Here is a 15,461-nt window from a genome sequence, read left to right as displayed (position 1 = left end):
GCGGCGCGGACGCCTCACTCCGGCGGCTTCGCCGTCACCTCGATCGCCGAGTACCAGGCGACGAGGTCGTCGATGTCCTCGTCGCTGAGGCCCTTGGCGACCACCGACATCATCTCGTTCACCCGCGCGCCGGAGCGGAACGCCTCGAGCTGCGCCTTGAGGTAGACCTCCGGCTGCCCCGCGATGTGCGGGGCGTTCGGCATCTGCGACAGGCCGTCGAGCCCGTGGCAGGCCGCGCAAGCCTGCGCCTTGTCCTTGCCCGCAGCGGCGTCGGCGAAGGCCGGCGCCGCTGCGAGCGAGAGGACGGCGACGGCAGCGAGGAGTTCCCGCGCGCGCATCACTCGCCGTAGGAGATGCGCCAGATCGCGCCCGACAGGTCGTCGGAGACGAGCATCGACCCGTCCAGCGCGATGGCGACGTCCACAGGGCGGCCGAGATAGCGCCCGGTCTTCGGATCGAGCCATCCCTCGGCGAAGACCTCGGTCTTGTCCGCCGTCCCGTCCGGCTTCAACGACGTGAACATGATCCGTCCTCCGATCGGCTTGGTGCGGTTCCAGGAGCCGTGTTCGGCGGCGAAGATCCCGCCGCGCCATTTCTCCGGAAACTGTTCCGCCGCATAGAACCGCATGCCGAGATCCGCGGCGTGCGCGGCATACTCCACCTCGGGGAAGGTGACGTCGGCCGGCGGCTCGTCATCCTTGTACTCGACCGTGCGGATCTTGCCGCCGCCGTACCAGGGGAAGCCGAAGTTCATGCCCGGCTTCGGCGCGCGGTTGAGCTCGCCGGGCGGGATGTCGTCGCCCATGCCGTCCACCTGGTTGTCGGTGAACCAGAGTTCGCCGTTCGCCGGGTTGAAGTCGAGGCCGACGGAATTGCGGATCCCGCGCGCGAAGACCTCGCGGTTCTTGCCGTCGCGATCCATGCGGATGATCCCGCCGATCCCGGCCTCCGCGAAGCCCTTGAGCTTCTCCTTGGGCGGCACGTTGAACGGCTGGCCGAGCGTTATGTAGAGCTTGTTGTCCGGGCCGATCGCGCAGGTGCGCGCGCCGTGATTGAAGCTTTCGTCCTCCTTCGGGATCAGTTGCTCCGCGATCACCGCAACGGCGACGTCCGGGCTCTCGTAGAAGAACTCCGCCGCCGGGAAGAGCAGCGCGCGGTTGTGCTCGATGACGTAGAGGAAGCCGTCCTTGGTGAAGCACATGCCGTTGGGCACGCTCTTCCTCAGCGACGGCGCGAACTCCTTCACCTCGTCCGCCACGTGATCGCCGTCGCGGTCGGTCACGGCATAGGCCTTGGACTTGCGGGTGCCGACGAAGACGACGCCGACATTGGTTCCGACCGCCATGTGCCGGGCGTCCGGCACGATGGCGTAGAGCTCCACCTTGAAGCCGTCGGGAACCTTGATCTTCTGCGCGATGGACTTGAGGTTCTCGGCCTTCTTGCCGCTCTGCTCGACCTGAGGGATGTCGAGGCTCGTCCCCGTCGTGCGGAACCCGCCAAGCTTGTCGAGAGCGTCGTCGGCCGCCTGGGCCGGAATTGAGCACAAAAGGGCAAGCGCCGTCGCGGCGCAAAGACGCGATTTTCCCATGTCGGTTTCACTCCCTAGCCGGGCCTTATGGCGGCCCGTGCCTAGCGATCCTGCGCTCACCTGAGGAGCCGCGCAACCGTCAGGAGTCGCGCTTGGCGACAGGCTTTGGCGAGGCTAGCGTCGCGCGCGACAGACCGCCGCCTCAGAGACGGCGGCCGCCGCAGGAGACGGATCGCCATAGCGACGCTCGACCATATCCGCCGCGTCGCCGCGGCCGCCCTGCTTCTGGTCGGCGCGCTAGCGCCCGCCGTCGCCGCGGAGGACTTCTGGGCGATCGGCCGACCGCCGTCCGAGAGCCCGCGCCGGCTCGCCCCGCCCTCGGTGTTTCCGGCGGCCACGCCTGCGGACGAGTTGCCGACCGCGAAGCTCAGGGCGCCGCCCGGCTTCAAGGTCGAGACCTTCGCGAGCGACGTGCTGGACGCGCGCATGCTGCGGGAGGGGCCGCGCGGCACGGTCTTCGTCTCCTCGCTGTTCGTCGCGAACCGCGTCTACGCGCTGGTGAAGACGCCCGCCGGCGGTCGCGCCGTCCATGTCGTGCTCGACGACACGCCGCTGCCGAACGGGATCGAAGTCTCCGGCGGCGCGCTTTACGTCGCGACGCCCCGCAAGATCCTCCGCTTTGACGCAATCGAGGACCGGATCGACCGGCCGGGCGAGCCGGCGGTGGTCTACGATGCGTTTCCGGCCGAGTCGCCGAACAGCTGGAAGGCGGTCAAGGTCGGTCCCGACGGCAAGCTCTATGTGACCGTCGGGTCGCCCTGCAACGTCTGCCGGCCCGATGACGCCCACGGCCGGATCCTTCGCATGAACCTGGACGGGACCGGCGTAGAGACGGTCGCCCGCGGCGTGCGGTTCTCCGTGGGGTTCGATTTCGACCCGACGACCGGCGACCTCTGGTTCACCGACAACCAGCGCGACGGCCTCACCAGCCCAGAGCCTTCCGACGAGCTGAACCACGTGACGCGGCTCGGCCAGGACTTCGGCTTCCCCTATTGCCACTCCGGCCTGCTGCCCGACCCCGCCTTCGGCGCCGGGCGCTCCTGCTCGGAGTTCACGGCTCCGGAGGCTCTGCTTGGGCCCCACGCCGCGCCGCTCGGGATGCGCTTCTACAGAGGGACCGCGTTCCCGGAAAAGTATCGCAACGCCATTTTCGTCGCCCGCCACGGCCCTTGGAACCGGGCGCGCAAACAGGCCGACGTGGTCGCCGTGCTGCGCGACGGCATGGGCCGCGTGACCGGGGTCGAGTCGTTCCTCAGCGGCTTCGTGCAGAACGACGAGTACGTGGGCCGCCCGGTCGACGTGCAGCCGCTCTCGGATGGATCGCTGCTGGTCTCGGACGACCACAACGGCGCCGTCTACCGCGTCAGCTACGTCGGCGAGTGACGCCGAGGAGCGCGAACCCCGCGGCGAGGCCGAGGACGAAACCGAAGGCGTGCGCGGACATGCTGATCTCGGGCGTCAGCGCGTCGAACGCGATCTGGAGGGCGACGATGGCGGCGAGTTCGATCAGCCTCCGGCGCGCGCCGCGCTGGCCCGCCCGGACGTCCGCGACCAGCAGCGCGCCGAAGGCGCCGACCACGCCGAAGATGGCGCCGGACGCGCCGATCAGCAGATCGGGCTCCGCTCCGCGGATCTCGCCGAGCGCGAGCACGCCCGCCATGGAGCCGAGGCCCGCCAGCGCATAGAGCGCGGCCATGCGCCAAGGCCCGACCCTCAGCTCGACCTGACGTCCGAAGACGGCCAGCGCCAGCATGTTCAGGGCGAGATGCAGCGCGCCGAAATGCAGGAACATGGCGGAGCCGAGCCTCCACCACTCACCGTCCTCGAGCACGGACGGCGGCCACAGCGCGCCGAGTTGGTACAGCGTGTCGAGATCGGTCGGCCCGCCCCATCCCCCGACCAGGATCTCCGCGCCGAAGGCCGCGACGTTGGCCGCGATCAGCGCCGCCGTGACGATCGGCCAACGCCGGACCACGGGAGCGGCCCCAGTCATCGCCGCGACGACGTCGTTCTCAAGCCGGTCGATCGCCGCAGAGGTCTTGGGGTCGAGAGCCGAGCGCTCGCCGAGCCCTCCGCCCAGCCTGCGGGCGATCAAGGCGTCCCGTTGCGGCCCCGCCGCGCTCGCCTCCACCAAGGCGCGCGCCGCGGCGTCGCCGGGATCGGCGACCATCGCAGCGGTGGCGCGCCAGAAGTCCTTCGCGCTCGGGCTCAGCGCCGCGAAGGGCGCGCCGTCGATCAGGGCCGCGACGCCTCGCTTCCGTCCGGAAAAGGCGAACAGCATGAGATCGGCGAAGGGGTCCGGCTCCTCCAGCCGGGCGTGCTCTTGCGCCAGCTCCGCGAGGCGTCCGGTCTCCCCCAGCGCCCGCAGCCTCAGGCCGGCCGTCGCCGGAAGCGTCGGGCGGCGCAGCGCGAGCAGCCCGTCCCAATCGCCCGTCAGCCGCGCGATCTCGCCCCAGACATAGGGCCGGGCGCCCGCGGGAAGGTCGTCCGCCTCGAGCCTGCGCCGGAGTTCGGGGACGACGGAGGCGTCGCCGGCCTGCGCCCTGGCGAGCACGCGCATCAGGTCCGGCGCGCCGCGCCAGCCGTCGATGGGGTGCAGCAGGCGGACGATCTCGGCGTAGACGCGCGCGCGGTCGAACCGCAGGCCGGCGAGCTCCCGCGCCTGCCCCTGCGCGGCGAGCGCCGGCGCGACCAGCAGCACCGCCCAGGCCGCCGAGACCCCGTAGAGCGCGGTCTCGGACCCGAGCGCGAGGGCCGCGCCTACGCCGAGCAGCGCCAGCGCGGCCTTCACCACCCAACCCGTCGCGAAGGGGCCGCCGCGGCGGGCGACCGCGACGGCGCGGACGAGAAACGCCACGCACCACAGCCCGACGACGATCGGCAGGATCGACGGCAGATCCATCGAGGCCCGGCCCTAGCCCGAGCCCGCGGGGCCGGACCCCACCGCGCCGCGCGTCACGGTCACTCCGGCTCGAACGCCAGAGCGACGCCGTTGATGCAGTACCGCAGGCCGGTCGGCGGCGGGCCGTCGGGGAACACGTGGCCCATGTGGCTGCCGCAGCGCGAACAGTGCACCTCGGTGCGCGTCATGCCGTAGCTGTGGTCGACCGTCTCGCCCAGCGCACCCTCGATCGGCGCGTCGAAGCTTGGCCAGCCCGTGCCGCTCTCGAACTTCTCGCCGGAGCGGAACAGCGGCTGCCCGCAGCCGACGCAGGCGAAGACGCCCGCGCGCTTCTCACGCAGCAGCGAACAGCTGCCGGGCCGCTCCGTGCCGTGGCGGCGCATCACCTGGTACTGCTCGGGCGTGAGCAGCGCCCGCCATTCCTCGTCAGTGCGGGTGACCTCGTAGACCTCGTCCAGCATCTCGCGCGCCTCCATCAGGGGTGTCGGGTCGGGATGTAGGTACGCCCCGGCCCGACGTCACGTTACGGCGGCGAGAGCCGGCGCCTCCGCGACGCCCGTCTCCGGCTGGGGCTCGCCGGCGGCGAGGCAGAGCGCGACGACCTCGGGCAGGCTGCGGCCGACGGCGTCCGCGCCCGCGCGGCGCATTGCGGTCTCGCCCGCGTCGCCCTCGGCGCTCCAGCAGCCGAGCACGACCGTCGCGCCCGGCGCGCGCCGGCGGATGCGGCGGACCGCGAGCCGCAGATGCGCCTCGCTTGGCGCGAGCGACGCCAGGAGGATCACCGTGCGGCCCGGCCCGTCGAGCTCGACCACGCTCGTCGTCGACAGGAAGTCGTCGGCCTCGAGGGTCGCGGCCATTCCGTGCTTCTCCAGTACCTGCCGCACGACGCCGGCGGCGGCCTGGTCGATCGGCCCGCGGGCGCCGACGCAGCGCACCTTCAGCGCTTGGACCGGGCTCGCGTCCGGCAGAGCCGCGGCGGACGCGGAGGGCTCGGCGCGCTCCACCGCGTCGACCGACTCGATGTCCTGCGTCTGGTCGACCGGCGGCTCCGGATCGGCGTCGTCCCACTCGTCGAGATCCTCGACCAACTCGTCCGCCGCGCCCCGCACCGTGGCGATGCGGCGCTCGTCGAGCGCCCCGCTCAGCGCGTCCCGGCTCGCGAGCATGAGGCCCGGCAGCGCGACCTCCTCGTAATAGGCCGAGAGCGAGCGCTCGCGCAGGAACTCCTCGGCCTTCTCCGCCGCCTCGGCCGGATCGCCCACCAGCATGCGCTGGTAGAACAGCTCGGGCGGCGACAGCGAGGGCCGGTCGCCGAACATCACGTCGAGGAACCGCAGCGCCTGCACATGGCGGCCGAGCACGACCAGGCACACCGTCAGCGGCGTCGCGAGCACCAGCCCGATCGGCCCCCACAGCGCCGTCCAGAAGGTCGCGGCGACCACCACCGCGACCGGGGACAAGCCCGTGCTGCGGCCGTAGGCCAGCGGCTCGACGACGTGGCCCACGATGGGTTCAACCACCGCGAACAGCACCGCGGTCCAGATCAGCATGCTCCAGCCCGGATCGACCGCGGCCGCGAGCACGAGCGGGAAGATCGCGGAGATGATCGCGCCGATGTAGGGCACGAAGCGCAGCACCGCGGCGAGGATGCCCCACAGCGCCGCGCTCGGCACCCCGATCAGCGCCAGACCGCAACCGATGCCGATCCCGAAGGCGACGTTGATCGCGAGCTGGGTCAGCAGCAGCCGGCTCAGCCGCTTGGCGGCGTCGTCGAGGGCTGCTGTGGTGCGCTGGATGTCGTGGGCGCCGGCGAGGCTCATCAGCCGGTTCCGCAGGTCCTCCCGTTGCAGCAGGATGAAGATCACGAAGATCAGCACGATGCCGGTGGTCGCGAGCGGGTGGATCAGCGGCTCCAGGATCGCCTGCAGGTTCTGCAGCGGCGTCGGGGGCGGCGAGTGGATCTCGACCGGCAGCGGCTGGTCCGGCTTGCGCTCGGCCTCGATCGGCTTGCCGTCCGGCCCGAGCGTGCGGCCGCCGACGGCGGGGGCGTTCAGCTCTTGGCCCAGGCTCTGCAGCAGCTCGGCCGCGCGCTCCAGCGTGCGGCTGCCGCCGGTGATCTCGCGGACCGACTGCGCCTTCTGGCGCATGGTGGACTGGTACTGCGGCAGGTCCGCCGCGAGCTGCCCCACCTGCCCCGCGATGATCGCCGACAGGCCGAACAGCAGCAGGAAGGCCGACAGCGTGACGACGATCACGGCGGGCGTGCGCGGCGCGCCGAGCTTCTTCGCCCGGCCGACCAGCGGCGACAGCACGAAGCTCAGCAGCAGCGCCAGCGCCAGCGGAATCAGCAGGTCGCGCCCGACATAGAGCACGCCCACGACGATGCAGCCGATGATCGCGGCGCAGGCCGCCGTGATCAGCGGGCTCGCCGGGGCGAGGCCCCGTCCCTGCGCGTCGGAAGTCTCCGCCATGATCGTCACGTCCCCCACGCGGCCGGAGCCGCGCATCTCGCCCTCGCAGGCCAGAACGTCTCGGCGGCCCCGCCGTTCCTCGCGGGCGCCGCAGAAAGGCCGGAACGATGAAGGAAAGGTGACGCAGGCGATCCGCCGCGCGCCTTGCGGCGGCTTGGGCCGCCTTCCCCTCGCTCTCCGGTTGCCGCGGCCCGCGCGGCGACGCATGGTCCGCGCATGACCAACCGTCCCGCGCCGCGCCGCATCGATCCCGCCGACCGCTCAGCCACGCTGGCGCTCCTGATCGACGGCGACAACGCCTCTCCGAAGATCGTCGAGGGCCTGCTCGCCGAGATCGCGACCTACGGCACGGCCAGCGTGAAGCGCATCTACGGCGACTGGACCAAGCCCAACCTCGGCGGCTGGAAGCAGTGCCTGCTGGAGCACTCGATCCAGCCGATCCAGCAGTTCGCCTACACCACGGGAAAAAACGCCACCGACGGGGCGATGATCATCGACGGCATGGACCTGCTCTACACCGGCCGGTTCGACGGCTTCTGCCTGGTGTCGAGCGACAGCGACTTCGCGCGCCTCGCCTCGCGGCTGCGGGAGCAGGGCGTGCTGGTCTACGGCTTCGGGGAGCGCAAGACGCCGCGCCCGTTCATCACCGCCTGCGACAAGTTCGTCTTTTTCGACGTGCTGGCGCAGCCGGGCGGCCTCGTCGTCCCGGCGCCCGCGAAGACTCCCGGCGCCCCGACGCCGGATCCCGCCGCGACGGACACGCCGGCCGGCAAACCGTCAGCCAGGACCGGGGCCAAGGCCGCGGAGAAGGGGGCCGGTAAGGCCGTCGCGCCGGCGCCCGACAAAGGCGCTTCGAAGCCGCTCCTCCCGGCTGCTGCGACCGCGAGCCCCGCGGCGAAGTCGCAGCAGCGGCGCGGCGACGCCGTCGACGCGCCCGCACGCGCCCTGCTCACCTCGGCGCTCGCGGCGGTGGCCGAAGACTCGGGCTGGGCCAGCCTCGGCGCGATCGGCAGCCACATCGCCAAGCGCTCGCCGGAGTTCGACCCGCGCAACTATGGCTTCGCCCGTCTCAGCGATCTGGTGGAGGCCACCGGCCTGTTCGAGGTCGAACGCAGCTCGACCGGCCAGCGCAGCGTCTATGTGCGGTTGAAGTAGATTTCGGCCACCACCGCGCCGGGAGAGTCCCCCTCGACGTCGCACCCTCTGCGGCGCGCTCTCAAACGTCCCGCGCTTTCGCGACGCCTCGCGGAGAGTCGCCCGGTTAAGCCATGGCATCGGGCGCGCCAATGCGCCGTCCGCATCGTCATGCCCCCTTCGCGGTCATCCACTACTTCCCCCCCACCCCCCCGTCCGCCGCGCCCGACGCCCAAGACGTGGATACCCGCGCGAAAGCGCGGGCACGACGCGGTGTGGATTGGGAGCGCGCGTCAGCTTCGGCAGCCGTTCCGGCGCTCCTCCCGCTCGATCTCGTGCACCTTAGCGCGGTCGCGGTCGGACAGCGGCACGTCCTCCAACCGGTCGAAGCGGCACCCGGCGTTGCCGAACGCTCGGATGGCCTTCGCCGTTTTGAAGCAGTAGCCCGCCTCCGCATACACCGCGTTCCGTTCGCCCCAAAGCTCGTCGCAGGGAAACACGGCGAAAGCCGGGGTAGCCAAAAGCAGCAAGACGACGCTGGTCAGTACGGTTCGTTTCATGGCCATTTTACTTGATTGGGGATGGATTCTAAATACGGAGCGGAAGAGAATTCCTTGGTGTCCTTGTAAATCTGATAGCATCCTAGGTCGTTAAATCAAAATTTCAGAATGAGAGATTGGGCGAAATGGGAAGCTGCCCTCAAAGCCTGCGGAGGCTCAGCCGGGGATGGGGGTTTGAAAGCCATGAGTATCGCAAAGCTTTTTGGCTCTGCTATTGATTTTTGAACCGCTATCTATTTCCAAGACTTCAATGGCCTCACCTTTCTTATGCGCAAAGAAGAGATTGGAGGTCGACGCGCTGCCACCATCCGTAACCCCAGAAAGGTAGACAACCCCGTTTCCTCCTACGCGCGCCATCGCTATGAACACTGTGGGATCCGTCGAGATGGCAAGGTGATTCCGGATTACACGCTTCAAGAGGGCTAATTCGCTAAGTTTAATAGCGCCTGGAAAGGTCTTCTCGGTGTCATCTTGAGCCAATGCCGAACTAGCCCACGCTCCTAGGGCAATCCATGCAATAAAAACCAAGCATCGCGTCATCGCTCACCGTCTCGCCGGCTTGGCCCCGTCGACCTCCGCCACCAGCTGCACGATCGTCCGGCTGTCGAAAAACTCCAGCGCCAGCGGCGCGGTCGAGCGCTCCGCGAGCCGCAGCGGGTCGCCGGGAACGCTCTCGTCCTTCTTGCGACGCTCCGCGCTGAGCAACTTGCAGTTAGGGGGACCGCCGTAGTCGTAGCACATGAAGGTGCCGAGGCCGTGGCCGATCTCCCAGTGCCCCTTGGTGATGCGGTCGTTGATCCAGAGATAAAGCTTGCCGTCCGGCGCGATGTACTCGATCTGGGCGGGGCCGAGGCTGCGGTGCGTGTAGCCCGCCAGCTCCTTGCAGTAGACCATGTCTTCCGCGCGGCATGTCGCCATGCCTGAGTTCTGCGGCGTGCGCTCCGGCGGCGTGGCGCAGCTGGAGAGGCCAAGGGCCGCCAGCCCGCCCGCCGCCACGCTCAGGCGCATCGCCCGTCGCAGGTTCCCACGCCTCATGTCGCCGCCCCCTGAGGCGCCCGAGTCGGCGCCCGCATTGCAAGCGGACCATAGGCCTGCGCGGATGTCATCCGCGCAGGCGCGCGTCCCCCTCACGCCACCCCGCGTTCCTCCACCACCATGGTGTCCACGATCGCGCCGTCGGCGTAGAGCCAGCGGGCGAGGAGGCCCGCGATCACCGCGCCGGCGATGGGGGCGAGCCAGAACAGCCAGAGCTGGGCGAGGTGCTCGCCGCCGGCGAACAGCGCCGGGCCGGTCGAGCGGGCCGGGTTCACCGAGGTGTTGGTGACGGGGATGGTGATGAGGTGGATCAGCGTCAGGCCGAGGCCGATCGGGATGCCCGCGAAGCCGGTGGCCGCGCCCTTCGAGGTCGCCCCCAGGATGATGAACAGGAAGAAGAAGGTCGCGAGCAGCTCCGTCAGCAGGCAGGCGCCGAGCCCGTAGCCGCCGGGGCTCTGGGCGCCGTAGCCGTTGGAGGCGAAGCCCGCGGGGATCCAGCCGGCCTTGCCGGAGGCGATGAGGTAGAGCGCGCCGGCGCCGACGATCGCGCCGGCGACCTGCGCCGCGATGTAGGGCGCGACGTGCTTCGGGGCGCAGCGGCCCGCGGCCCAGAGGCCGAGCGTCACGGCCGGGTTGAAGTGCCCGCCCGAGATGTGGCCGACGGCGTAGGCCATGGAGAGCACGGTCAGGCCGAAGGCGAAGGCGACGCCGAGGAAGCCGACGCCGAGCTCCGGAAAGGCCGCGGCCAGCACCGCCGCCCCGCAGCCGCCGAAGGTGAGCCAGAAGGTCCCGAAGAATTCGGCGACCACGCGCCGCGCCATGTCCGTCATGAAAGCCTCCCCTGCGCCCTCCCCCGGAGGGCCCGACGAGGATTATCCGCTCGCGGCCTGTTGAATAGATCGCCAAAGGTCGTGCGGCGCGGGGCGCAGGCCGGGCCTGCGCGGGGGCGCGGCGTTCATGGCGCGTTCTCCCCTCGCAATGCCGCGGGGGACGTTCCATATTGCCTCCATGCCAAAGCCCACGCGCCGCCCCTCCCCCGGCTTTTCGGAGCAGCCTCAGGCCGCCTTCGACGCCGGGGCGCCCCTCGACCTGACCGAGATCTCCGGCGACGCCGCGCTGCTGCGCGCGCTCGGCCGCGGGGCGAAGGCGGCCGACGCCGCGCGGGCCGCGGTGGCGGACGAGGCGACGGCGCGGGCGGCGAGCGAGGGTCCGGCGCCGGAGGCGATCCCCGCCAAGGCCGCGGGCGCGCGCAAGCTCGCCGTCGCCCCGGAAAAGGGCAAGCGCAAGCAGAAGCGGGACGCGGCGCCCGCCGGCGCGCCCGACCCGCAGAAGGCCCCGCGCGGCTTCGGCGCGACGCCGGAGACCGACCTCGCCGCGCTGCCCGCGGACTTCGACGCCTCGGCCTCGGTCTCGGCCACGGTCAAGGCGCTCGAGGACCTGATCCAGCACGGGCGGCCCGAGCTGCAGGGCAAGCCCTGGGTGCCGCACCGCCCGCCCCGGCCGGACAAGCTGGAGAGCGGCCAGACCTTCCGGCTGTCGAGTCCGTTCGAGCCCAAGGGCGACCAGCCCACCGCGATCGCGGAGCTGGTGGACGGCGTGCGCCGGCAGGAGCGCGACCAGGTGCTGCTGGGCGTGACGGGGTCCGGCAAGACCTTCACCATGGCGCAGGTCATCCAGGAGACCCAGCGGCCGGCGCTGATCCTCGCGCCGAACAAGACGCTGGCGGCGCAGCTCTACGGCGAGTTCAAGTCGTTCTTCCCCGACAACGCGGTGGAGTACTTCGTCTCCTACTACGACTACTACCAGCCGGAGGCCTACGTTCCGCGCTCGGACACCTACATCGAGAAGGAGTCGTCGATCAACGAGCAGATCGACCGCATGCGGCACTCCGCGACGCGGTCGCTGCTGGAGCGCGACGACGTCATCATCGTGGCCTCGGTGTCGTGCATCTACGGCATCGGCTCGGTCGAGACCTACACCTCGATGACCTTCGTGCTGAAGGTGGGCGAGACCGTCTCCCAGCGGCAGCTGATGGCCGACCTCGTGGCGCTGCAGTACAAGCGCGCCGACGTGAACTTCGTGCGCGGCACCTTCCGGGTGCGCGGCGACACGATCGAGGTCTTCCCGGCGCATTACGAGGACCGCGCCTGGCGCATCGGCCTGTTCGGCGACGAGATCGAGAGCATCCAGGAGTTCGACCCGCTGACGGGCGCGAAGATCCAGGACCTCGCGGCGGTGAAGGTCTACGCCAACTCGCACTACGTCACGCCGCGGCCGACGCTGAACCAGGCGATCAAGGGCATCAAGGAGGAGCTGAAGGGCCGTCTGGTCGAGCTCACCAAGATGGGCCGGCTGCTGGAGGCGCAGCGGCTGGAGCAGCGCTGCACCTTCGACATCGAGATGATGGAGGCGACGGGAAGCTGCGCCGGCATCGAGAACTACTCGCGCTGGCTGACGGGCCGCAAGCCCGGCGAGCCGCCGCCCACGCTGTTCGAATATTTGCCGGATAACGCGCTGGTCTTCACCGACGAGAGCCATGTCACCGTGCCCCAGATCGGCGGCATGTACCGCGGCGACTTCCGGCGGAAGGCGACGCTCGCCGAATACGGCTTCCGCCTGCCCTCCTGCATGGACAACCGGCCGATGCGGTTCGAGGAGTGGGACGCCATGCGCCCGCAGACCATCCACGTCTCGGCGACCCCCGGCGCGTGGGAGCTGGAGCAGACCGGCGGCGTGTTCTCGGAGCAGGTGATCCGGCCGACGGGCCTCGTCGATCCGGTGATCGACGTGCGCCCCGCCCGCTCGCAGGTCGACGATCTGCTCGGCGAGGTGAAGGAGGTCGCGGCCAAGGGCTACCGCTCGCTGATCACGGTGCTCACCAAGCGCATGGCCGAGGACCTGACGGAGTACCTGCACGAGCACGGGGTGCGGGTGCGCTACATGCACTCCGACATCGACACGCTGGAGCGCATCGAGATCATCCGCGACCTGCGCCTCGGCGCCTTCGACGCGCTCGTCGGCATCAACCTCCTGCGCGAAGGCCTCGACATCCCGGAGTGCGCGTTGGTCGCGATCCTCGACGCGGACAAGGAAGGCTTCCTGCGTTCGGAAACCTCGCTGATCCAGACCATCGGCCGCGCCGCCCGCAACGTCGACGGCAAGGTCATCCTCTACGCCGACAAGGAGACGGGCTCGATGCAGCGGGCCATGGCCGAGACCGGCCGGCGACGCGAGAAGCAGCTCGCCTACAACGCCGAGCACGGCATCACGCCGGAGAGCATCAAGCGCGACATCTCCGACGTGATGAACTCGATGTACGAGCGCGACCGCGTCACCGTCGACAAGGGCTTCGCCGAGGACGCGCCCCAGGCCGGCCACAACATGAAGGCGACTCTCGCCGATCTCGAGGCGCGCATGCGCAAGGCCGCCGGCGACCTGGAGTTCGAGACCGCCGCCCGGCTGCGCGACGAGATCAAGCGGCTGCAGGCGACGGAGCTGCTGCTCGCCGACGACCCGCTGGCCCGCCAGCAGGACATCGACCGCCAGACCGGCGGCTACGCCGGCGAGCGCAGGTACGGCCGCTCCGCCAACGAGCCGCCGAAGTCTTCGGCGAGCAGATCGCGCGTGTCGAAGCCGTCGCTGGACGACATGGGTCCGGGCACCGACCGCGCGACGCCGCTGCAGCCCGTGCTGCCGCTTCCGGCGAAGCCGGACAACATGACGACGAACTACCGCCCGGGCGGACGGCGGCAGGGGCCGAAGCGGCGCTGACGGCGGAGATTGGCGGTCTCGCCAAGCCTCCCCGCCGCCGGCGCGTCGGCTTCCGGCGGGGCGATTAGACTGGCGGAGCCGAGCCGCAAGTAATCTTTTGCGCACATCCAAATTCGGCGGCCATCAGTAGATCGCCGACACGCTCATGGCGGCCTTGGAAACGACAAGCTCGACGGCCGCTCGGGCGCCGACAGCATGGTCGGCGGCGACGGCGACGACAGCTACTACGTCAACGACGCCGGCGACGTCGTGGTCGAACTGGCGGACGAAGGAACCGACACGGTCTACGCCACCATCGACTACGCCCTGTCAGCGAACATCGAGAAAGTCGTCGTGCGCGGTTCGGCAGGCCTCGATGTCGCGGGCAACGACTCCGACAACGTCATGACCGGCGGGGTCGGCGCGGACACGCTCTCGGGCGGCGCAGGCGCGGACCGGATCAACGGCGGCGGAGGGGCCGACGTGCTGTTCGGCGGAGGGGACAATGACGTGCTCACCGGCGGCGCCGGCGCCGACATCTTCGTGTTCACGGACGTCGACCAGGGTCGCGACACGATCACGGACTTCCAGATCGGCGTCGACAAGATCGGGATCGACCGCGCGGACTTCGATCTCACGAGCTTCGATGCCGGCCTGTTCGAGTCGAACGCCGGCGGGCTCGCGACCGACGCCGGCACCCGTTTCGTCTACAGCGAGACCACCGGCCGGCTGTTCTTCGACGCCGACGGTTCAGGCCGTGCTGATCGCGACGCTCCGCGGCGCGCCCGAACTGCCGGCGGACGACTTCACGGACGCCAGCCTGCTCGTCTGACGCGCCGTCGCAGGGTGCCGACGCGCGTCCGTCTCCCGCGGACCGCTCCATCCCGGCCGGAAGCAGGCGGCGCCGAGGCGCCCCTCACACCCCTTCGATCGAGATGACGTGGTCGACGTCGTCGCCGAACAGCCCGACCAGCGACGGGTTCGCAACGGCGGGAAGAGCCGCCACGTCGTAGAGCTCCCGCACCGGGCCGGCGAGGCGGACCCACTCGACCGTCTCGCCGGTCTTGACGTCGATCACCAGCAGCCCGCAGCGGGGCTCCTCCCCCCGCCGGGCCAGTTCCTCCTCCAGCGCGAGCCCCCCGAAGGTCCTGTTCTCACGCGCCAGGGACAGGGCGACAACCGCGTGGCGGCCGACGATGGTCATGCCGCGGGCGTAGCCGGGACAGAACGCGAGCGGCTCGAACCGACGGGCGGCGACGTCCACGAAGCCGAATTCGCCGCGGCCTGAGTTCAGCACCCAGAGCCTGCCGTCCGCCAGCCGGGGCGAATGCGGCATCGAGAGCCCCTCGACCACCGTCTTGTTGGTTGCGACGTCCATGACCATTCCGCCGTCGCCGCGCATCTCGCGCCAGCCGCCTGGGGCGTCCGAGCGTCCGACGATGGTGACGTAGGCCGGCGCTTCGCCGCGCATGGCGAGGCCGTTCAGGTGGCAGCGGTCCTCTGGCTGCAGCGCCGTGATGAAGGGAGGCCGCCACACCGGCTTGAACGAATGGCCGTCTGAGACCAAGGCGAGGCAGGAGAACCGCGTGTTGACGAAGATCGGCCGCATCCGCGGCCCGAAACCGACGTCGTGGGAGTCGGACGCGCCGGTGATCCATCCGGCGTGCGGCGCATAGACCGCGTCGTGGCCGTCCTTCCGCTGCCCGCGCGGCAGGACGTCGTCGAACCGCAGGATCTGGTTGTGCGTGGCCAGGGCGAAGCTGCGGCCGCCGGGCGCGACCGCGATCCCCATGGAGCGCTTGAACGACCGCTCGAACACCGACAGCCGCCCGTCCGGCCGCGCTCCGAGCATCAGCAGCTTTCCGGCCTGGTAGGTGGAGAAGGCGAGGCTGACCTTCGCGCGGGCGAGCCAGGCGGCGAAGCCGGGCGATGTGGAGACGGCGAAGGGCTCGGCGGGGTCAGTCACGCGGCGACGCTCGGAGGCTGGAGGCGGGGTCCGGCGGCGCAGCGCGGCCGCGCGG

General features: G+C 70.5%; 14 protein-coding genes and 1 pseudogene. 5 read left to right on the top strand and 10 right to left on the bottom strand.

Annotation, left to right across the window (positions count from 1 at the left end):
• Positions 1–14 precede the first annotated feature (14 nt).
• Entirely contained in the window at positions 15–338 is a 324-nt protein-coding gene (locus METY_RS19305; protein ID WP_103123019.1) for a c-type cytochrome, read from the bottom strand.
• Complete coding sequence (locus METY_RS19300) at positions 338–1,588, bottom strand: PQQ-dependent sugar dehydrogenase (protein WP_103123018.1); 1,251 nt, start codon at positions 1,586–1,588, stop codon at positions 338–340. The genes METY_RS19305 and METY_RS19300 overlap by 1 nt, the downstream gene beginning before the upstream one ends.
• 105 nt (positions 1,589–1,693) lie before the next feature.
• Here METY_RS19300 and METY_RS19295 point away from each other — a divergent pair, with 105 nt between their 5' ends.
• Positions 1,694–2,971, top strand: a complete 1,278-nt coding sequence (locus METY_RS19295; RefSeq protein WP_244593745.1) for a PQQ-dependent sugar dehydrogenase — start codon at positions 1,694–1,696, stop codon at positions 2,969–2,971.
• On the opposite strand, the gene METY_RS19290 is transcribed toward METY_RS19295, so the two are convergent.
• The 3 genes from METY_RS19290 to METY_RS19280 are packed head-to-tail and all read right to left on the bottom strand — an operon-like array spanning position 2,952 to position 6,961.
• Complete coding sequence (locus tag METY_RS19290; protein ID WP_103123017.1) at positions 2,952–4,490, bottom strand: rhomboid family protein; 1,539 nt, start codon at positions 4,488–4,490, stop codon at positions 2,952–2,954. The two genes, METY_RS19295 and METY_RS19290, sit on opposite strands and share 20 nt — an antisense overlap.
• Before the next feature lie 59 nt (positions 4,491–4,549).
• Positions 4,550–4,951, bottom strand: coding sequence for a peptide-methionine (R)-S-oxide reductase MsrB (gene msrB / locus METY_RS19285; RefSeq protein WP_103123049.1), 402 nt, complete (start codon positions 4,949–4,951; stop codon positions 4,550–4,552).
• A 57-nt stretch (positions 4,952–5,008) separates the two neighbouring features.
• Positions 5,009–6,961 (bottom strand): AI-2E family transporter, encoded by a 1,953-nt coding sequence (locus METY_RS19280; RefSeq protein ID WP_103123048.1) that lies wholly within the window; start codon positions 6,959–6,961, stop codon positions 5,009–5,011.
• A 216-nt stretch (positions 6,962–7,177) separates the two neighbouring features.
• Between METY_RS19280 and METY_RS19275 the strand changes: the two genes are divergently transcribed.
• Positions 7,178–8,116 (top strand): NYN domain-containing protein, encoded by a 939-nt coding sequence (locus tag METY_RS19275; protein ID WP_103123016.1) that lies wholly within the window; start codon positions 7,178–7,180, stop codon positions 8,114–8,116.
• A 272-nt stretch (positions 8,117–8,388) separates the two neighbouring features.
• Here METY_RS19275 and METY_RS19270 read toward each other — a convergent pair whose 3' ends face one another.
• The 4 genes from METY_RS19270 to aqpZ form a co-directional block, all read right to left on the bottom strand.
• Positions 8,389–8,655 (bottom strand): YARHG domain-containing protein, encoded by a 267-nt coding sequence (locus METY_RS19270; protein ID WP_103123015.1) that lies wholly within the window; start codon positions 8,653–8,655, stop codon positions 8,389–8,391.
• Between the two features lie 156 nt (positions 8,656–8,811).
• Positions 8,812–9,024, bottom strand: coding sequence for a hypothetical protein (locus tag METY_RS21155; RefSeq protein WP_160147394.1), 213 nt, complete (start codon positions 9,022–9,024; stop codon positions 8,812–8,814).
• Between the two features lie 174 nt (positions 9,025–9,198).
• Entirely contained in the window at positions 9,199–9,690 is a 492-nt protein-coding gene (locus METY_RS19265) for a hypothetical protein (protein WP_146035766.1), read from the bottom strand.
• A gap of 92 nt (positions 9,691–9,782) precedes the next feature.
• Positions 9,783–10,511 (bottom strand): aquaporin Z, encoded by a 729-nt coding sequence (gene aqpZ / locus METY_RS19260; RefSeq protein ID WP_200819741.1) that lies wholly within the window; start codon positions 10,509–10,511, stop codon positions 9,783–9,785.
• Positions 10,512–10,698: 187 nt separating this feature from the next.
• Here aqpZ and uvrB point away from each other — a divergent pair, with 187 nt between their 5' ends.
• The 3 genes and pseudogenes from uvrB to METY_RS19250 all read left to right on the top strand — a co-directional run bounded on the left by uvrB (position 10,699) and on the right by METY_RS19250 (position 14,379).
• A complete protein-coding gene (gene uvrB, locus METY_RS19255) occupies positions 10,699–13,461 on the top strand; it encodes an excinuclease ABC subunit UvrB (RefSeq protein ID WP_103123012.1) in 2,763 nt (920 codons plus the stop codon).
• Between the two features lie 105 nt (positions 13,462–13,566).
• Positions 13,567–13,650, top strand: a pseudogene (locus METY_RS21795) (hypothetical protein); the annotation flags it as partial.
• A gap of 6 nt (positions 13,651–13,656) precedes the next feature.
• Positions 13,657–14,379, top strand: coding sequence for a calcium-binding protein (locus tag METY_RS19250; protein WP_103123011.1), 723 nt, complete (start codon positions 13,657–13,659; stop codon positions 14,377–14,379).
• On the opposite strand, the gene METY_RS19245 is transcribed toward METY_RS19250, so the two are convergent.
• Positions 14,357–15,406: a TIGR03032 family protein gene (locus METY_RS19245; protein WP_103123010.1), complete on the bottom strand. Its 1,050-nt coding sequence runs from the start codon at positions 15,404–15,406 to the stop codon at positions 14,357–14,359. The two genes, METY_RS19250 and METY_RS19245, sit on opposite strands and share 23 nt — an antisense overlap.
• Between the last annotated feature and the right edge of the window lie 55 nt (positions 15,407–15,461).

It is taken from the genome of Methylopila sp. Yamaguchi, assembly GCF_002897035.1.
Taxonomy (GTDB): domain Bacteria; phylum Pseudomonadota; class Alphaproteobacteria; order Rhizobiales; family Methylopilaceae; genus Methylopila.
This window is presented reverse-complemented; position numbering and strand designations above follow the sequence as displayed.